The organism is Granulicatella balaenopterae (assembly GCF_900111135.1).
Taxonomy (GTDB): domain Bacteria; phylum Bacillota; class Bacilli; order Lactobacillales; family Aerococcaceae; genus Granulicatella; species Granulicatella balaenopterae.
Genome location: NZ_FOGF01000002.1, coordinates 56,061 through 76,430 on the forward strand (window position 1 = coordinate 56,061; position 20,370 = coordinate 76,430).

Annotated in this window: 18 protein-coding genes; 3 read left to right on the forward strand and 15 right to left on the reverse strand. The window is 33.4% G+C overall.

The features are described from left to right. Nucleotides 1–20 precede the first annotated feature (20 nt). From BMX09_RS00770 to eutM, 6 genes are read right to left on the reverse strand one after another with little or no spacing between them, the layout of a single operon-like run. Complete coding sequence (locus BMX09_RS00770) at nucleotides 21–1,466, reverse strand: aldehyde dehydrogenase family protein (RefSeq protein WP_089745661.1); 1,446 nt, start codon at nucleotides 1,464–1,466, stop codon at nucleotides 21–23. A 30-nt stretch (nucleotides 1,467–1,496) separates the two neighbouring features. Further along, the gene (locus BMX09_RS00775; RefSeq protein ID WP_089745663.1) at nucleotides 1,497–1,808 is read right to left on the reverse strand and encodes a BMC domain-containing protein; all 312 of its coding nucleotides are present in this window, start codon (nucleotides 1,806–1,808) and stop codon (nucleotides 1,497–1,499) included. A gap of 18 nt (nucleotides 1,809–1,826) precedes the next feature. Beyond that, nucleotides 1,827–2,123: a BMC domain-containing protein gene (locus tag BMX09_RS00780; RefSeq protein ID WP_089745665.1), complete on the reverse strand. Its 297-nt coding sequence runs from the start codon at nucleotides 2,121–2,123 to the stop codon at nucleotides 1,827–1,829. Between the two features lie 21 nt (nucleotides 2,124–2,144). Further along, entirely contained in the window at nucleotides 2,145–2,426 is a 282-nt protein-coding gene (locus tag BMX09_RS00785) for a hypothetical protein (RefSeq protein WP_089745666.1), read from the reverse strand. Next, nucleotides 2,426–3,442, reverse strand: a complete 1,017-nt coding sequence (locus BMX09_RS00790) for a DMT family transporter (protein ID WP_089745668.1) — start codon at nucleotides 3,440–3,442, stop codon at nucleotides 2,426–2,428. Before BMX09_RS00790 ends, BMX09_RS00785 begins: the two co-directional genes overlap by 1 nt. 33 nt (nucleotides 3,443–3,475) lie before the next feature. Beyond that, on the reverse strand, nucleotides 3,476–3,754 hold the full coding sequence (eutM, locus tag BMX09_RS00795; protein ID WP_089745670.1) for an ethanolamine utilization microcompartment protein EutM: 279 nt from the start codon (nucleotides 3,752–3,754) through the stop codon (nucleotides 3,476–3,478). A 571-nt stretch (nucleotides 3,755–4,325) separates the two neighbouring features. Here eutM and BMX09_RS00800 point away from each other — a divergent pair. Further along, complete coding sequence (locus BMX09_RS00800) at nucleotides 4,326–5,177, forward strand: MerR family transcriptional regulator (RefSeq protein WP_089745672.1); 852 nt, start codon at nucleotides 4,326–4,328, stop codon at nucleotides 5,175–5,177. Between the two features lie 126 nt (nucleotides 5,178–5,303). Here the strand turns inward: BMX09_RS00800 and BMX09_RS00805 are convergent, their stop codons facing one another. The 4 genes from BMX09_RS00805 to BMX09_RS00820 form a co-directional block, all read right to left on the reverse strand. Next, the gene (locus tag BMX09_RS00805) at nucleotides 5,304–6,671 is read right to left on the reverse strand and encodes a YjiH family protein (RefSeq protein WP_089745674.1); all 1,368 of its coding nucleotides are present in this window, start codon (nucleotides 6,669–6,671) and stop codon (nucleotides 5,304–5,306) included. A 329-nt stretch (nucleotides 6,672–7,000) separates the two neighbouring features. Further along, nucleotides 7,001–9,259: a glycogen/starch/alpha-glucan family phosphorylase gene (glgP, locus tag BMX09_RS00810; protein WP_089745676.1), complete on the reverse strand. Its 2,259-nt coding sequence runs from the start codon at nucleotides 9,257–9,259 to the stop codon at nucleotides 7,001–7,003. Nucleotides 9,260–9,447: 188 nt separating this feature from the next. Next, nucleotides 9,448–10,197, reverse strand: a complete 750-nt coding sequence (locus tag BMX09_RS00815; RefSeq protein WP_177159477.1) for a DUF389 domain-containing protein — start codon at nucleotides 10,195–10,197, stop codon at nucleotides 9,448–9,450. A gap of 108 nt (nucleotides 10,198–10,305) precedes the next feature. Beyond that, nucleotides 10,306–11,757, reverse strand: coding sequence for an alanine/glycine:cation symporter family protein (locus BMX09_RS00820; RefSeq protein ID WP_089745681.1), 1,452 nt, complete (start codon nucleotides 11,755–11,757; stop codon nucleotides 10,306–10,308). A 193-nt stretch (nucleotides 11,758–11,950) separates the two neighbouring features. Here BMX09_RS00820 and asnA point away from each other — a divergent pair, with 193 nt between their 5' ends. Then, a complete protein-coding gene (asnA, locus tag BMX09_RS00825; RefSeq protein ID WP_089745683.1) occupies nucleotides 11,951–12,967 on the forward strand; it encodes an aspartate--ammonia ligase in 1,017 nt (338 codons plus the stop codon). Between the two features lie 66 nt (nucleotides 12,968–13,033). On the opposite strand, the gene BMX09_RS00830 is transcribed toward asnA, so the two are convergent. From BMX09_RS00830 to BMX09_RS00850, 5 genes are all read right to left on the reverse strand, one after another. Then, nucleotides 13,034–14,317 carry an MFS transporter gene (locus BMX09_RS00830; protein WP_218138901.1) on the reverse strand — a complete coding sequence of 428 codons (1,284 nt, stop codon included), beginning with the start codon at nucleotides 14,315–14,317 and terminating at the stop codon, nucleotides 13,034–13,036. 188 nt (nucleotides 14,318–14,505) lie between these two features. Continuing rightward, nucleotides 14,506–15,351 (reverse strand): sensor histidine kinase, encoded by an 846-nt coding sequence (locus BMX09_RS00835; RefSeq protein WP_245711099.1) that lies wholly within the window; start codon nucleotides 15,349–15,351, stop codon nucleotides 14,506–14,508. Nucleotides 15,352–15,505: 154 nt separating this feature from the next. After that, complete coding sequence (locus BMX09_RS00840) at nucleotides 15,506–16,186, reverse strand: response regulator transcription factor (RefSeq protein ID WP_089745686.1); 681 nt, start codon at nucleotides 16,184–16,186, stop codon at nucleotides 15,506–15,508. A 177-nt stretch (nucleotides 16,187–16,363) separates the two neighbouring features. Beyond that, on the reverse strand, nucleotides 16,364–18,346 hold the full coding sequence (locus BMX09_RS00845) for an ABC transporter permease (RefSeq protein ID WP_089745688.1): 1,983 nt from the start codon (nucleotides 18,344–18,346) through the stop codon (nucleotides 16,364–16,366). Further along, nucleotides 18,346–19,110 carry an ABC transporter ATP-binding protein gene (locus BMX09_RS00850; RefSeq protein ID WP_089745690.1) on the reverse strand — a complete coding sequence of 255 codons (765 nt, stop codon included), beginning with the start codon at nucleotides 19,108–19,110 and terminating at the stop codon, nucleotides 18,346–18,348. The genes BMX09_RS00845 and BMX09_RS00850 overlap by 1 nt, the downstream gene beginning before the upstream one ends. Before the next feature lie 375 nt (nucleotides 19,111–19,485). On the opposite strand from BMX09_RS00850, the gene BMX09_RS00855 reads away from it, so the two are divergent. Next, nucleotides 19,486–20,370: a LysR family transcriptional regulator gene (locus tag BMX09_RS00855; protein ID WP_089745692.1), complete on the forward strand. Its 885-nt coding sequence runs from the start codon at nucleotides 19,486–19,488 to the stop codon at nucleotides 20,368–20,370.

Below are 20,370 nucleotides of genomic sequence, written 5' to 3' on the forward strand. Positions count from 1 at the left end.
TTTCTTATTTTAAATTTATTTTATTTATTGAGCTTATTTAAAAACTTCAATAAAGCCTCACTTAATTCATCAATATCCTTTTGGTTTTCATTACTAGTTACTGTTTTAGTTTCAGTAGGAGTAGTTCCATAACCAACTTCACGATAATACACGAAATCTTCTGGTATTATATTCTTTATAATTGTGCCAAATCCAGTTGTTCCACCACCAACAAAGAATGATTTAGTAATTTCTGAATGAATTCCTAAACTTGCAAAACTAGCTGGAGCATTAACAACAATTCGTCCAACAGGCTTTTTACTAATAAATTCTTTAATGACAAATGCATCATTAGAATGAATCGCTAAGGTATGACCACGACGATTACTTTCTAATAATTCAATACATTTTTGACATGAAGTTAACCAGTTTGGTTCTTCATAAACAATTAGTACTGGAGCAAAAATTTCATTCACATATTCATTTTCATCATAAATATATTTTTGTGATGATACTAAAACTTTAGTATCTTTTGGAACTTTAAATCCTGCACTATTTGCTAAATCTTCTGGTGATTTACCCATATATCCAATTTCATTAAAATTGTTTTCTGGTTGAATATAATCCATTAATTTTTTTTCTTCATCCGAAGTCATGAAGTAAGCACCATTATTTTTAAGTTCTTCTTTTACTTTATTAACAATGCATTCTTCCACTACTACAAATTGTTCTGCACTAGGTAGGATACCGTTATTATAAGAACGACTTTCAACAATTTGTTTTACTGTTTCAGTAATATTTGCTGTTTGTTCAATAAAAACTGGGCTTTGTCCAACTGATGCATAATAGCTAATTTTATTTTTCATACAAATGTCATTCATGTATGAAGTACAGCCGATGTTTAAGATGATTCGATTTGAAGAATAAGTTACTAATTCTTGGATACCTTCTTCTGATACATTTTGCATATATAAAATTGCACTAGAAGGGAATCCATTGTCTTGCGCTATTTCATTAAGCTTATTTACAATCACTCCAATATTTTTTACATTGCGTTGATGTGGAATAAGTGTAATAGTATTCCCTGTTTTAACAGCACAAAATATTGCATACATGACATTCAAGACTGTATTTACTGGAGGAATCATGGCAATAATCCCACCGGCTGGAACGCCTTGCTTCATCACTTGCTTAGTATCCTCATCAATACAAGATCCAATGTAAGTATCATCTTGATACATATCAAAAAATTGAAATAATTCTTTTGCTAATTCTACTTCATCATTAATTTTACCGATTTGCGTTGCTTCATGATTTAGTATAATCCAATCTGAATAACATTTTTTCATTTCATTTACTATTTTTTCTAAAACTACATCAATATGCTTTTGGCTATAATAATTTAAACTATTTTGAGCATCCGTTGACTTTTCTATAAGAACTCGAGCCTCTTGAATTGACAGCAAATCTTGATCAACGTATCTCATACTAAATCTCTTCCTTTCTATTAACCTTCATTAGTTTTCTTCAGGTAATAAAGTTTTTAGAGAATAACGATCAATAATCTTTTGTAAATCAACGTGCGGGCTTGCAATTACTACTGAGCTATATACTTCAGCACCCATATTTTCGACAGCTTTTACACCTGCATCTACCGCTGTTCTACATGCGCCAACATCACCTCTAACAATGACTGAAATATAACCAGATGCCACATTTTCAAAACCAACAACATCTACATCAGCCGCTTTACACATTGCATCAGCTGCTTCAATTACAAATACAATACCAAACGTTTCAATTGCCCCTATTGCTTCATATGTTTTCATACTGGTACTCTCCTTTTCTTATAGATCTATATCATAAATTGAAACAATATCTCCAACTTCAGGAATAGGTCTTGGCATAACGTTTTGTGCTGTTAAAGTACCAATGGCATCTGCTGCATAAGCGCCTGCTTCAACTGCAGACTTTACGGCAGCTACATCACCTTTTACCATTACAGTTACTAAAGTTGAGCCAATATTTTCATATGAAATTAGTTCTACATTTGCGGCTTTAAGCATTTTATCAGCTGCTTCTAATGCTGGCACTAAACCTATTGTTTCAATTAATCCTAAAGCTTCCTCACCATGATATCTCATATTTTTTTCCTCCTCAGTAAACTAACGACGATATTCAGCTGGAATATACTTTTGAGCAACTTCATGACCACCAGGAGTGATTGTAAAATATAAGTCCAAATCTTGATTACTATCCAAATCGTATTTACTTAATTCTACTAAGTCGTTCGCTTGTAATGACAGAAAATGCTCAACAAACAAATCTTTTTTAAATTGACCTTCATTACCATAAATTGGTTTTAAAATTTCCATTGCCTCGTTTACACTTAATGTTCCCGCTTTATCTACTTCATTTAATACGGCAGTTCTAGCTGGTAAAGTCATTATGCTTCATCTCCTTTTTTGAAAAAATCAAGTGGATTTGTTGTAACAATAATAGCTCCTAATACAATTACAATTGATCCAACTACGATATTTACTGTTAATGGTTGATCTAAGAATAATACTCCTAATAGCACACCCCAGAAAGCATATGTAACGTTTAATGACATACCAACCGCAACACCTGCTTGACAGTTTGCTTTATACCATAATAAGTATCCAAATACAGCACCTAAACCTGATACTACTAACCATAATGCTGGAGTAACTGCAACAATTGTATCAACTAATAATTTCACTTCTCCTAAGAATGGAATAACTAAGATTAAAATAACTAATCCTGAAATTAATTGACGTAAGTTTACTGTTACATCAGAGTCAAGCATTGAGCCACCAAAGCTTGAGAACATACCTTCAAGTCCCCAACCCATTGATGCGATTAATGCACAGATAATACCCAATGTAAAGTTTGGTGCATTATCAACTTTTGCATATCCGATAATTCCGGCACCAGCCACACATAAAATCATTCCTAAAATAACACGTTTTGATGGACGATCTTTAAAGAAAATCCAAGCAAATAATGTACCAAATAGTGAACATGTAGCTGAAATTGGAATCGCATAAGCACCAGCCATTGCAATACCCATTAAATAAGCACCATTAGCAAGAGGTCCCCCAATTAAGAAACCTAATACTAACATCTGTCCTGATTTTGTTTTTAAAGTTCTCATTAATTCTTTTGTTTTACCTAATTTAATATTATAAATTAATAACCATAATCCAGAGAAAAAGTCATTTAACCCTGAACATACAAACGGTGCGGCAAAAATACCAGCTGCAGAGATTAAAGGTTCGTATGATGCTGCTATCGCAACTATTGTGGAATAAAGTGCGAAGGTAAAACCTGATAGCAAGCCATTCACTACCCCTTGTCTGTGGAATTTTTTATTCAATGCAGCCATCTTTTTATCTGCTAAAGCTCTATTGTTTCCTTTTGCTCCTACATTCGTTTCCATTGCGTTCGCTCCTCAATTATAATTTTTTTAAAATTATTCTTTTGCAGGTAAAATTGTTTCTACATCACTATGTGGACGAGGAATAACGTGAACAGAAACTAATTCACCAATACGTTGTGCAGCCGCAGCTCCAGCATCAGTAGCAGCTTTAACAGCACCTACGTCACCACGAACCATAACTGTAACTAAACCACCACCAACAAACTCTTTGCCGATTAATGTAACATTTGCAGCTTTCACCATTGCATCTGCTGCTTCAATCGAACCTACTAAACCTTTTGTTTCAATCATACCTAATGCATCATATTTCATTCTTGTTTCCTCCTTAATAATTTAATAATTCCATTAATGATAGGGCCCTTTCACCTATTTACTATAAAGGATACCCATTGGAGTAATGCAAGCGTTTTTTTATTTTGTTGTATTTTTCACATAAATTCCATACTGTTTCACATCCTTCTAATTGAGAACGCATACATAAAAAGCCGTGTTATCGTGATATATAACAGTATCTAATTGAGAACGCCACTTATTTTATACTTATCCCTAACACAGTTTACGTAAACTGTTGTAAGTTTATTATAAAATAAAACATGATTGACCAGGCTTTTTATAACCATCACAAAAGAAGATTTCCTATTTTTATATTTTTAAAGTTACTTTTTACGAATTAAATCTCTATGTAATTATAATAAATCCGTAACCTAAAGGGGAAGGTTTTGTAGAAAATGAATTTAAACTATGTATTCTTATTAGAATTATGATACAATAAGTTTTGTAAGATAAATATGACACAAGTTCAACAACTATAACAGATAATAACAGTGTTTTTGATTGTGCTTTTTTGCACTAAAGTGTTAACCATTTAAGGAGGAGAAGGATTTTGACTGATATACATCAAAATAAGAAACTCTACACTATAGGTGAAGCTGCTAAGATGTGTAATATTTCAAGAAAGACTTTGCGTTACTATGATAAGATTGGTTTATTGCATCCTGATGAGGTTTCGGAACAAACAGGGTATCGCTATTATTCACTGGAAAATGTTTTAAAATTACCTATTATTAAATATTATAAGCAGATGGGATTTAAGCTAGACGAAATTTATGAAGGCTTATCTCGTAATTCTACCTATATTCACGAACATAGCTTTATTAATAAAATGACTGAATTACAAGAACAGATTGAACGGTTAAATGAACAATTAACCGCTGTTTCCGATTGGTATGATTTAATTCAAGAAGCTCGTTTTGTGTTAACTGCTGATGTTAATGAAGTTAGTATTAAATATTTACCTCCTGAAGTATATTGCTTTATGGAGCAAGATTTTTCATATGATTATTCTAGTTCTACTATCAATATCCCTTGGGTTAACTTTTTAGAAGATAATCACTGTGAAATTACTGGTCCTGTTATATTAGAGTTCGATTCAATGACAGAGCGAATCAATGAAACAGCAAATACCGTGAAAATTATGCAAAAAAAGGTCAGTAGTGAAAATAATTCTGTTTTAGAAATGCATACTAGTAGAGAATTAGTGGCAACTTTATATCATCGTGGAGATCATAAAAATATCAAGCAATCCTATCAAAAAATACTTGATTGGGCTAAAAAAAATAATTATCATTGTGGCCCTCGCTGTATTGAGCGTTTTGTGATTGATTATTGGACAACAACTAATCCTGATGAGTTTGTCACTGAAATTATGGTCCCTGTCGAAAGAAAACGTAAATAAGATTTAAGTTCTAGAATAAATGGTGTTAGTGAGGGAATTCTTAACTAACATCATTTATTTTTTATACAAAAAAACACTCCTTAAGTCTAAAACAAAACTTAAAGAGTGCTTAATATTATTTATATTTTAAAAGAATAGATGTGCCATAATTGTGATGACTGGTAAAACAATAATGGTTCTTTCAATAAAGATGATAAATAACTCAACAATATTGACCGGTAATTTAGAACCTAAAATAACCGCACCTGTCTCAGATAAATAAATTAATTGTGACACTGATAGAGCTGCAACAATAAAACGTGTCATAGTAGAAGGAATCTCAGCTGCTAAAATAGATGGAACTACCATATCGGCAAATCCTACTACCATTGTCTGACTTGCTGCTATTGCATCAGGAACTTGTAATAATTCTAATAATGGAACAAATGGCATCCCTAAGTAAGTAAAAATCGGTGTATGTTCAGATAACATTAATGCAAGTGTCCCTACACACATAATGACAGGAATAACTCCTAGCCATAATCCTAATACCATTTCAACGCCACTTTGCATGAAGTTTTTAATGTCCATATTTTTCTCAGCTTTTTCAGTTGCTAAGGTTAATGCCCATTGTCTTCTTGTATACCCCTTTGGAATGACTTCTACATTTTCTTCGTTATTATCAATAGCACACACATTACTTTTCTTAGATAAAGGTGGAATTCGCGGAATAATCAATGCAGCAATAATACCCGCCACAGCAATCGTTAAATAGAATGCCCCAAAATAATCTAATAGATCAACATTCCCTAGTACAACTAAGCAAAATGTAATGGATACTGCTGAAAAATTCGTAGCAATAGTGGCTGCTTCTCGAGCAGTATAATAACCTTCAATATATTGTAAATTCGTTAAGGTTACACCTATTGTACCATCTCCAATCCATGACGCTACACAGTCTACCGCAGAACGTCCAGGTAAATTAAATAATGGTCGCATCACTTTCGTTAAAAATACGCCAATATACTCTAATAGTCCAAATTCAGTTAGAAACGGTAAAACAAAACCTGCTACTAAGAAAATTGAAAATAATCCACCAATTAAATCATATAAAATCAATCCCCCAGCACTATCTGCCCAAACTATCTCTGGTCCTATTTGTAAAGCTGTCATAACTGCAAATAATAAACCTAACATCCGAATAACTAACCAGAAAGTGGATACATCCCCAATTTCTTTTAATAAGCTATTCTTTCTCATAAATTCAGGTTCAAATAATCGATAAACTAACGATATTGTGCATGATACAACAATCATTACTATAATCACATAATGGATTGGCACAACGGCATTGATGGCTTGATTAATGAATTTTGCCATTACGGATACCGCAACTGTTGTACTTCCACTTCCATCTTTAAATGGAGTCATTAATAGTAATATTCCTATAATTGAAGGGATAACAAACTTCAAAATTTTCCCTATCGAAAACTTCCCAGTATCGGAATCTTCCATGATTCTTCACCTCATATAATATATTTTTTACACGTGCATCTAGGTAAATTATATACTGTAAAGCGCTTTATGTCAAAAAACGTGATTTTTTACACAAAACACATAATTTATGACGTCTTTTTGTCACTTTATTCCTATCTAATTCATGTAAGGTTTTTCTGGTTTTTAATATTTTGTATTTTTTTCAGATAATTATCATTTTTTTAGTTACTTTTTATTTCTTTTTTAACTGATACTCATCAAATATTAATAAAGTCAAAAAAAGAAACTTTAGAGAATATTTTTTGTTCACTAAAAAAACTCATTATCTATTCTCTAAAGTTATGGTATTAATTTAATTTCCAAATATCTTTATTGTATTGTGCGATTGTTCGATCAGATGAGAAGAATCCTGCTTTACTAATATTAACAATTACTTTTGTTAACCATTCATCACGATTTTCATAATCTGCTAACATTTTCTCTTTAACTGCTATATAGTCACTTAAATCTAATAAAGTCATAAACCAGTCTTTATTAATTAGCTCATTATATAGGCGTTCTAAGCGTTCTTTGTTTCCGACTGATATCATATCATCTGATACAATAAAATCAACTAGCGGCTTAATATTAGCCATTTGATAGTAATCTTTAGCCACATATTCATTATTTTTGTATAAATCAATAACTGTTTGACTATCTTTACCAAAAATGTAAATATTATCGTCGCCTACTAATTCATGGATTTCAACGTTCGCTCCATCATCCGTTCCTAATGTTAATGCACCATTTAACATAAATTTCATATTACCTGTTCCTGATGCTTCTTTAGAGGCTAATGAAATTTGTTCTGAAATATCAGCTGCTGGAATTAAGAAACTTGCTGCTGTAACATTATAGTTTTCTACCATGACAACTTGTAAGTACGGACTAACTTCCGGATCATTGGCAATTACTTCTGACAAACATAAAATTAAATGAATCACATCTTGTGCAATCGTATAAGCCGGTGCTGCTTTACCACCAAAGAAGACTGTAATTGGGCGCTCTGGAATATTCCCAGCTTTAATATCTAAATATTTATAAATGACGTATAAAGCATTCATTTGTTGACGTTTGTATTCGTGGATACGTTTGATTTGAACATCAAAAATAGATTCTGGATTAATTTCTACACCTTGATTTTTTAAGATAAAGCTCTTTAATTTACGTTTATTATGATCTTTAATCGCTTCTAAGACGATCTTTACTGCACGGTCATCTTGATAGCTTAATAATTTTTCTAATTGCATTGCATCATAATGGTAGTCTTCCCCAATTAAATCATCTAATTCATGCGCTAGACGTGGATTAATATGCATTAACCAACGACGGAAAGTAATCCCATTTGTTTTATTGTTGAATTTTTCAGGATAAATATCATAGAAGTCACGTAATTCTGATGATTTTAAGATCTCAGTATGTAAAGCTGCTACCCCATTAACTGAGAATCCGTAATGAATATCCATATGCGCCATGTGAACACGACCTGATTCATCAATAATTTGGACTGCTGGATTATCAAATTTAGCTTTAATGCGTTTATCTAATTCTTCAATAATTGGAATTAAGTGTGGTACTGCATCTTCTAATAAGTCGATTGGCCATTTTTCTAGGGCTTCAGCTAAAATTGTATGATTTGTATAAGCTGTCATTGATCGGACAATGGTTACTGCTTCATCAAACTGAATACCACGCTCTGTTAATAAACGAATCATTTCTGGAATAACCATTGATGGATGCGTATCGTTAATTTGAATCACAGCATAATCAGCTAAATCATGTAAATAACTTCCCTTAGCAACGGCTTCATCAATGATTAATTGGGCTGCATTACTAACCATAAAGTATTGTTGGAAAATACGTAATAATTCACCTTGACGATCAGAATCATCTGGATATAAGAATAAAGTTAAGTTCTTCATGATATCCGTCTTATCAAAATTAATTCCATCCTTAATTGCTGCTCCATCAACACTTGCTAAATCGAATAAACGCAAACGATTTTTAGTATCTTGCTGGTAACCTGGTACATCAATATCATACAATTCTGACGTTAATGTAAAATCAGCAAACGGTACTTGGTATGAAATCGGTGAATGAATTAACCAACTCTCAGGAGTAATCCATTCATTAGGCTCAGCGAATTGTTGATTATCTTTAAATACTTGCTTAAATAAACCATAATGATAATTCAAGCCAATACCGTCCCCATTCAAACCTAATGTGGCAATTGAATCAACAAAACAAGCTGCTAAACGCCCCAAACCACCATTCCCAAGTGATGGTTCCATTTCTAATTCTTCAATCTCAATTAAATCTTTACCAGCTGCTGCTAATTGTCTTTTAACCACATCATATAAACCTAAATTAATTAAGTTATTAGATAATAATTTCCCAATTAAAAATTCAGCTGAAATATAATATACTTTTTTCTTAGTATTATTAATTGGTTTTTCAGAGCTAGTTTCTTTGGTTAATGCTAATAAAGCAAAATATAATTCTTCATTACTACATTCTTGGATTGGCTTACCGTATTTAGTTGTTACAAATTTTTGTAAGTCTAACATTTCTTTTTTTTCTCTCCTTTTACTAATCTATTAATCTTTCTACTATATTTTAACGTAATTTATATGAGGTTAAAAGCTATATAGCGCTCATTTCAAATTCTGTTACCCGTAACAGAAAACGCTAACAACGAATTTCAATCATTTTCGTTACTAGCGCTATTTTCATTATTATATTTTCATACTTTTCATTAACCAACAATCATACGATAACCAAAAATTAAACTTGGAATTAATATAATAATCGTATTTCGTATCATCATGAATTTAATTGCTTTAACTTCTTCCACACTTAACTCTTTTGATTTAGGTAATTGATATAAATTCAGCACTAAACTTGCCGATAAATAAATAAAGTAAGCATTCACTAAAAATAAATATCCTGATGCCAAAAACATACGCCGATGACCATTCGCAATTGCAAACCCCATTGTACATAAAGGTGGCATCAAAGCAGTAGCAATCGCCACACCAGGGACAATATTATTAGCTTTCTCTTTGCGTGTCGAACCAATAATTCCAGCCAACCCTCCGCAAAATGCAATAATCACATCATAAAATGTTGGACTAACTCTAGCTGACAATTCATTGGTGACTGTCTTCAAGGGTGAGATATAAAAATAAAGCGCTGAAACTAAAATACTCAATCCCACTTGAAACAGTAAACCTGTAAAAAAATTACTAAACCGTTGAATATCTCCAGTAACCGTTGAATATGCTAAAGCTAATAAACTCCCCATTAACGGACTAATTAACATAGCCCCAATCACAACAGGAGTCGAATCCACATTCAATCCCACTGAAGCAATCAACATCGCCAATAACAAAACTGATAAATTAGTCCCCGTTACTTGTCCGCCAGTAAAGATACGTGTTTTTATTTCTTCATTACTTGCTTTATCTTCCGTAACTGAAAGCATTATTTTTAATTGATTTTTCATCATTTTCTCCTTTTAAAAAATATTTATTTGCATTTTAGCGCAATATTTTCTATTATACTAATTTTTTCCGTAAAAAAAAGATGCAACTAATCGCTGCATCCTTTTACATTATTTGTTTTCTGGCCATTCTTGGATAATATCTTTTAATTCAGGAATGGTGTCTTGATAAAATTGCGGTTTTGTAATCCCACCATCTTTTTGTTGACGATAATCTTCTAGAGCTTTAAAAGCAAATTTTCCTAATAGTAATATCGCAATTAGGTTTTCAATTGTCATAAATACCATAAATAAATCTGCTAAATCCCAAATCACTTGCATTTGAATAAATGAGCCAATAAAAACACAAAGCGTTACACAAATACGTAACCATTTTAATGCCTTCTTCTCAGCATTTGGACGATTCTCTAAAATAAATTGGATATTGGACTCACCATAATAGTAATTCCCTAAAATTGATGAGAAAGCAAATAACACAATACAAATAGATAAAAAGAATGTTCCAAAGGTTGAACCAAAATAACTACTTAAGGCTTCTTGAGTCAATAAAATACCTTCATTTGAACTAGTTGCATAACCATTATATAATAAAATCATTAAGGCCGTTGCTGTACAAATTACAATAGTATCCGTGAATACTCCTAATGATTGAATTAAGCCTTGTGCTACTGGATGATTCACATCGGCTGTGGCTGAAGCATTCGGAGCCGAACCCATACCTGCTTCATTTGAAAACATTCCTCGTTTGGCACCGGTCATAATCGTTACCATAATCCCAGCACCTGAACCAGCTACAAATTGTTGTGGATCAAACGCCCCAACAAAAATAGAATGAATAACACTTGGAACTTCAGTAATATGCATACCAACGATTACTAAGGCTACTAAAATATATAATACCGCAAAAATAGGAACAATCACTTCTGATACTTTAGTAATTCTTTGGACTCCACCAAAAATAACCACTGAAGTAATTATCGCAACAATTCCTCCTGTTACCCAAGGCGTTAATGAAAATGATTTATCTAAAATTAATGACATGGTATTGGCTTGCACCGCATTAAACACAAATGCATAGGTAATCGTAATTAATACTGCAAAACTAATGCCTAGCCAACGTGCATTCAATCCTTGTTCCATATAATAAGCTGGTCCACCCTTAGTTGCATGGCCATTTTTGACTTTAAATATTTGTGCTAAAGTTGCTTCAATAAATGCAGATGCTGAACCTATAATGGCGATAATCCACATCCAAAAGATTGCTCCAGGACCTCCGCCAGCAACTGCCAAAGCAATTCCAGCAATATTCCCTGTTCCAACTCTTGAAGCTGTTGAAATACAGAATGCTCCAAAAGAAGAAATCCCACCAGATTTTTGTGCTTCATCAAAATTCTCTTTATCTACTAATAATCTAAATTGTTCAAAGAAATACCTAAACTGAACAAATCCTGTTTTAATGGTAAAATATATCCCTGCTCCTAGCAGCAACACAATTCCTACATAAGACCATAAATATTCACTTAATAGCATCAAATACTTATATATTATTGCTAATATTTGCATAAATACCCCCCAATAAAATAATATTTTATCTTTCGATATCGTTCTATTATACACTATTTTAATCATTTTTTCATTATTCTACAAAAAATTTGCTTTGCAACAATATGGAAACGTTATCGAAATCTCTTTTATATTGCAATTTCCTTTCATTATCTTTATAGTATATTCAACTATACTATTGGAGGTTGCCTATATGAGCAAAATAAAAATTCCTGATAACTACCAATCAGTGCTTGATTTAATCGATACTGAAGTAGCTATCAAAATGATTAAAGATACTTTTGAACGCAGATTAGCTGAACAATTACGATTAACTCGTGTTTCAGCGCCTTTATTCTTATTAAAAAATACTGGTTTAAATGATAATTTAAGTGGTACAGAACGTCCCGTATCATTTAATAGCTATGAATTAAATGAAAATGATGATATTGAAATTATTCACTCCCTTGCCAAATGGAAACGAGATGCTTTATATCGTTATAACTTTGCTACAAAAACCGGCTTATATACCGATATGAACGCTATTCGTCGTGATGAAGAATTAGATAATATTCACTCAATGTATGTCGATCAATGGGATTGGGAACTAGCCATCTCAGAAGAAGACCGCACCATGGAATTCTTCCAACAAACCGTTAAAAAGATTTACCAAGTCTTATTGGATATTGAATTCACGATGATTCGTAATTATCCTCAATTAGGAGAATCTATTTTGCCAGAAAAAATCACTTTTATTGATTCACAAGATTTAGAGAATTTATATCCTGATTTAACAGATAAAGAACGTGAACGTAATATCGTGAAAACATATGGAGCTGTCTGCTTAACTCGAATTGGTGATGCCTTAGCAAGCGGAAAACCTCACGATAATCGTGCACCTGACTATGATGATTGGTCAATGAATGGAGATATTTTAGTCTATAATCGTGTCTTAGATGATGTTTTAGAAATTTCATCAATGGGAATTCGTGTTGATGCCAAAGCTTTACAAGAACAATTAGAAAAAGCTAATGCTACTGACCGTTTAGAATTGCCATATCACCAAGCCGTCTTACATAATACGCTACCTTATTCAATTGGCGGCGGAATTGGGCAATCACGTATTTGTCTCTTATTCCTACGTAAATGCCATATCGGTGAAGTACAAGCTTCTCTTTGGGATAACAACACTCTAACAAAATGCCAAGAAAAAGGGATTAAAATTCTATAAAAAATAAACTCTCGATAGCCAACACAGATTGTTTGGAACTGTCGAGAGTTTTTAATTTGATTTAAATTAAACTTTGGCAATTTCAGTATCTTCTTTTAAGAACTGCGCAACTGTAAAGCAAATTAAGCTTAAACACATCGCCATTAAAAAGACTACTTTCGCTTTTGAAACGGTTAAGAATGAAGCTGTAATAAATTGAGTAATAAAGACATAAATATAATCCCCTAAAAAGATTCCAGCCGCAAAGAATGTTTGGAAGACACCCATACTTAAGTTACGGTATTCTTTATCAAAATATTGCAGTGCTAAACCGATTAGTAAATTATACATTAACCCATACGCAAAACCATTCAATGTATAACTAAAGAAGAAGATATATGGATTCGTAAAAGTCATTGTTAAGACAAAGAATGTACAAGCAATTAAACTAGCTACCGATAAAGTCTTACGAATACCCCATTTTGGTTTAAAGTAAATCCCTACTAAAATCCCACCAATTAATTGCGGTAAAGCAAAAATCATATCTAAATAGGCAAGCATAATTGGTTTCATCCCTAAATGAATTTTCGCATAAGCTACCATATTCGCTCCACTTGTTGAAAACTTAGTAAATGACACTAAAAAGGCCAACATACAAATTCCCATAAAGCTCTTATGCGTCAAAATCTTCTTCATCTTACCAAATGATAATGAAGTGGTCTCTTTTGGTACATAATCCTTCATTTTTAAAGTTAAAATAAAGGTAATAATCGCTATAATTGCTGAAAACATCCACATATAGTCATAATGTTTATACGAACCATAAGTAAATATATATTGAATTGGCGCAGCACAAAACTCGGCCATTAATGGTGCAATGGATAATATCGATACTGAAATTGCTGCTTTCTCTTTTGAAAATGTTTCCGAGAAAATAACATTAAACATTGCCAGCATCGTCGCACATAAGCCCATCATTAGCGCTGAAATATACAAAATAGTAAAACTCTTTTCGAAAAATAAAATAATCGATGTCGTCGCAAAGGCAACTAAAGCAAATTGAATAAATACTTTACGCTTTTTCCACGCCTCACTAACAATAAATAATGGGAATCTCGCAAAGAAACTCATTAAGCCATACCCAGAAGCTACTTGAGCCGCATACATTGCCGTCAGTCCCAGTCCCCCTTCTTCAATTGGCGAAATCGCATATACTTTACGATACGAACGAATCACCGCAAGCGATAGCCAAAACATTACTAAAATCCCAAAAATAAATTTCTGTTCCTTGGTTAAATCATACCTTTTTGATAGAAAATATAAAGTAATTAACATAATTACAATCATTCCTATTGATAACAAAATTTTCATAAATCCTGTATGTTCCTCCTAAATTTTAATCTTGAACTATGCTATAACGCAAATTCAATCATTCTTACGATAGGACACTAAGCGGTTTTTGTCAATCATTTACATTCATTTTCCATTTAACTTTCACAAAATGAAAACTTCTTTAGCTTTTCATTGACTAAAGAAGTTCGTTACTTGCTATTATCTGGTTAATGCATCATAAATTCTTGTTGTTTTAAGCTAATTTTGATAGTAGTTCCTTGTTTTTTTATTGAATCAACAGTTAAGGTGATACCTAATTTATCGGCAATTTGTTTGGCTAGATATAGACCTAAACCACTTGAGTAATAATTCATCCGACCATTTTTACCACTAAATCCGCGCTCAAAAATCCGCGACTGATCCGCCTCACTAATTCCAATCCCGGTATCTTCTATGCATAAATAGTCACCCCTCAAATAAATCGCAATCCGCCCACCTTCAGCCGTATACTTAACCGCATTCGATAAGACTTGTTCCAAAATCACCGCAAACCATTTCTTATCGGTAATCACTTGATACTGGCAATCTTGTAAATCAAGTTCTAAATGCTTATAAATGAAAAACGGCGCATACTTTTTGACGCTGGCTTTAACTAAATCATTCAATTCTTCTCTTTCCAAGACCAAATCTCTGTGAAAAGTCTCCATACGCAAATAATGTAGGACAAAATCGGTATACCCCTTAATCATGACTTGTTCTTGCTGGAGCTGAATCTTTTGCGGAATGCTTGGTAACTCATTAATTAATAAATCACTAGCTGCAATCGAGGTCTTGATCTGGTGCACCCACAATGTATAATAATCCATTAATTCTTGCCTATTTTGCTGTTGTTGTTCTTCTAAGAGACGTTTTTCTTGCTGGATTTCCACTAATTGCTGGGAAAGGGATTTTTCACTGGGCGTTAAAGCGAGCTCCTCCAATAAATATTCCAAGCTTTCAACATTCGCATTCGTAAAGTTAGTCATTTTTTGATAGTGGCGACTGAAGCGTACATAATCTAGCAATAAAAACACTCCTTCAAAAAAGCTAAATAATAAGAAGAAATACCATAAATCAGCACTTACATGCGAAAATACCATTATATATAGTAGGAAAAATCCTAAAACAAGCACTAACCCCCACAGGATAAAAAGGCGACTAATAAGCCAATCTTTTAAATAAATTCGTTTAGTCATGTGGTACCAATCCATATCCGAGACCTTTTTTGGTGGCAATCATATCTTTAATGCCATGGTCTTCTAATTTTTTGCGCAAACGAGCGACATTCACCGATAGAGTATTATCATCAATGAACCACTCACTATTCCATAATTCCTGCATCAACTCGGTGCGGCTCACATATTTCCCGGCTTGTTCAAATAAGACCTTCATAATCAAAAATTCATTCTTCGTTAGATCAATCAAATCACCCTCAAAACTAAGCGTGGCATCACCCAAATGCAAGGTCAACCCTTCGTAATCTAACCAATCCTTCACCGTGACAAATTGATACGAACGACGCAATAAAGCTTGAACCTTCGCCACTAATACCGTCATATCAAAAGGCTTCATTATATAATCGTCAGCCCCCATATTAATCGACATCACCACATCTGTTGACGTATCATGCGATGACAAAAATAAAATCGGCACATTCGAGGTTTTACGAATCTCTTGGCACCAATAAAAACCATTAAAATACGGCAAAGTAATATCCATAATCACTAATTGGGGCTTTTCCTCAATAAATTGTTGGTAAACAGCTGAAAAATCCTTGACCAAACCAACTTGGTAACCCCATTTTACGAGAGCTTTTTCGACTGCTTGGCTAATAACTGGATCATCTTCCACTACAAAAATACGGTGCATCTCATCCCCACCTCTCTAATTTCTACTATATTTGTCACACTTATTATACCATTGGAGCCAAATTGATAAAACCACCTACCAAAAACTTGATAAGTGGTTCTAGTATAATGAGTTATCAACAGTGGATAAGTTTTGAGTAGGTATTTTTAGTTATCCACAAGCCTTTTATCCACAAGTCTACTCTTTTGCATAGACAATCTTAGTATATGTGCGTGACGTTAATTGGTAGACAATATAATAAACAAGAGCAAACACCATCCCCACAACTGCTAAGACTGGTAAAATCGTATTCTTTTGGATGCCAAAGACTAATAGAATCGCATTCACCATCTTCAAAGCCATCACTGAATGTAGGAAAGCTGTTATAAGTGGCAAGAAGAACACTATTAAGACTTGACGATTAATCGCTTTTTTAGCATCCCCTTGATCTAAACCAATCTCTTGTAAAGTTGTAAAGCGTTGTTGATCTTCATAGCCTTCTGAAATTTGTTTATAATAAATCACCAAGACCGTACCAATCATAAAGCAAATTGATAAGAAGACCCCCACAAAGAATAAGGCACCATATAATTCAAACAACGCACTCTTCATTTCATATTTATTGCGGTAACATAAACTTTTATCTTCAGGAACTAAGGCATGATAAGCTTGATATTCGGCTTTTTGTTCAGCGTCTGTTATGCCATTAGTGGTTGTCCAGCTATAGAAATATTGTGGACTGAACTCTTCATCTAAGTAAGTCTTCACTAATTCATCAAGATTATTAGTTACGATAAAATAATGATCTTTGACGACTGCTGTTTGCAATGCGGGAAATTGTTGCACTAGAGCTGTGCCATCTACGGTTTGTGCGACGGGTACAGTCTCTGTTAAAAAGCTAATCTGTGAAAAAGTTGTTTGTTTTGGCATGACTGCTAGGGCGACTTCTCCTGGTTGTAAGGTGATACTTGTTTGGCTGAAGTGATTATAATCTTTAGTACTTATCAATGACAAAGCCAAATCAGGCATCGTATTGGCACTAGCTTCATCAGCTTGCAATACTTCACCCGCTTGATTCCCATATAAATTAACACTCCACAAAGCCGTATCTTCTTCCACGCTAAATCCAGCCTCACTAATAAGTTGGCTCACTTCATCTTCAATCTCCTCACGATAATCTGGCTCTACTAGATAGTTTCTCGCAGTTTCTTGCCAGACATTCTCATAAGGAAACATCTGATTCACTGCTTTGCCGACACCATATTGTAAAGCTGTGACCGTTGATAAAGTCAATAACACCATCGTACTCAACACACAAATACTAGCTAAGCCCATCGCATTTTTACGCATACGGAAAGCCAAATTAGATAGCGCAATAAAATTTTTCGGCTGATAATAATAGGATTTACGCTTCTTCAAGAAATTAATAAACGTAATCGAACCCACATCAAATAAAATATAGGTCGCAATCACCACTAAAATAACTGCCGTAAAAAATAAATTCAAGGCCATTAACGGATTCTCCATTGATTGCGCTAAATAATAAGCACCTAATAAAATCGCTAGACCAATGACGGTACGCAAGACTAAGAAATGACCTTTTTTCTCAGCTTTCTTCTGACTTTTCATCAAATCAATCGCTTTAACCCGTTGAATATAAAAAGCATTATAAAGAATCGTCACTAAAAATGTCACTGCCATCGTCACCAATACTTTTAACACACTATCAAAATGCATCTCGTAACTAAAAGTATCAAGCGCCATTAATTTCACTAGAGTAGCATATAAAAAACGATCAAACAACATGCCAAGCACCAAGCCAAGCACCACCGAAGAAAACGCAAAATAAACTTGTTCCATCATCATCACTAATTGAATTTGGCGCTTTTCTAAGCCTAAAATACTATACAAACCAAACTCCTTCGTACGACGCTTCAAGGCAAAACTATTGGCGTACATCACAATTAAAAAGGCGGCAATTTGCACAACGGTATACCCTAAATTTAAAGTCATTTTAATCGTCTGCCCACCAAAACCATTTTGCAAGCTAGAATTATTTAATAAAGATGCGAATAAATAAATCAAACTACTCATCGCACCCACCGCCAAAGCAAACGGCAAATAGATAACTTTATTCTTACGCAAATTCGTTAAGGCTAACTGACTAATGAATTGAAACATCACACCTCACCTCGATTCGCCATCACCGTTAATGTCTCAGAAATCAATTCAAACATCTCACGATCAGTTCGCTCTCCTTTAAATAATTGATGATAAATCAAGCCATCTTGAATAAATAAGACCCGTTTCGCGCGACTAGCAGCCACTAAACTATGAGTCACCATCACAATCGTTTGGCCTTTTTGATTCAATTGTTCAAAAATATCTAAAATCATATTCGATGACTTAGAATCCAATGCCCCAGTCGGTTCATCCGCCAACATCAAATCAGGCTCCGTAATCATGGCACGCCCAATTGCGACACGCTGCTGTTGACCACCCGATAATTCATAGGGATACTTATCTAGCATCTCACTTAACCCTAATGATTTCGCCACCGATTTCGCTTTTTCTTCCATCTCTTTTACAGTGGACTTCTGCGTTAAGACTAATGGTAGTAAGATATTATCTTTGACCGTTAATGTATCTAATAAATTAAAATCTTGAAAGACAAAACCTAAATGCTCACGACGGAAACTGGAAGCTTGTTTATCTGGAATATCTTTTGTATCTATGCCATTTAATAAGACGCTGCCCTTTGTTGGACGATCAAGCGTGGCTAAAATATTCAAAAGAGTGGTCTTACCAGAACCCGATTCGCCCATAATCGCAACATACTCGCCTTCCATAACTGAAAACTCAATATCACGTAAAGCTTCAACTTTCACCGCACCAAGGCTGCTTTGATAGATTTTTTGTAAGTGATTCACCTCTAATAAACTCATTTTTATCCCCTCTTTCTCTTTTATCTTACCTTTATCTCTGTCTATAGTATAGTAAAGATTTTTAGAAGTTACCTTAGCTTATCCTTACAATTAAAAAAGAATTCTTACACTCTTGTAAGATAAACAAAAACTACCTAGCCTACTAAAAAAATAGTAAACTAGGTAGCCAAAATTGAGGACAAATTACATTGGAAAATATATTTATTTTTTAGAAAAAATCTTATATAAAAATCTTACATCCTAATAAAATATAAATAAATTGAGTTATCTAACAATCATCGCTTTATGTGCGCTATTGTACAAACACCATGATAGTAAAGGCTTTCATAGGATGGTATACTAAAATTAAAACCACCAAGAAAGGATGAATCATCAATGGATATTAGACAATTAAAATATTTTATCGCAGTTGCTGAGGCCAAAAATTTGTCTCGTGCTGCTAAAAGCTTATTTATTACACAACCCACTTTATCGCAAACTATTAAGAAAATTGAATCTGAATTAAACACAACATTATTTACTCAAAATCATAAGCAATTCGAATTAACAAAAGCTGGTGAACTTCTCTACAATAAAGGTAAAGATATTGTTCAAGATTTTGATGCATTAATAAATGAAATTCAATCCTTTGATAAAGAAAAATCTGAACGCTTAATTGTCGGACAAACTGTACTATTCTCTATCCAATTTATGAAAGAAATTTCAGAATTTATTAATACGCATCCTAATGTTGAGTTGAAAATTGTGCAAGATGGTTCACGTAAATTACAAGAACTCCTCGCAAGCGGTCAAATTGATATTGGCTTAATCTCATTTCCAAAATGCAATGATGATATTGTTATCGAGCCCCTACACACCTCAACAAAAGGTTATCAAGTAAGTGTCGTGATGCCCGATACACATCCTTTGGCAAATCGTCAATCGATTGGTTTTAAAGAATTGGCCAATGAATCATTCAGTGCCTTAAGTGACCATTTTATGTTAGGTAAAATCATTTCAGAGCGTAGTAGTCATTTTGGCTTTAATCCAAAAATTGTATTTATTCATAATGATTGGGAAGTACTGGTACACAGTGTATTAAACTTAAATTCCATTTGCTTATTACCAAGTGAATTACAATCTATCTCTTCAACAGAACATGTTGCTTGGATTCCCTTAGTTGATAAGAACAATTACTATCCAATCGGCATTGGTCTAAGAAAAAATACTACTTGTACCCAAACAATGAATGATTTTATTACCACTATTAAAAAGAATTAA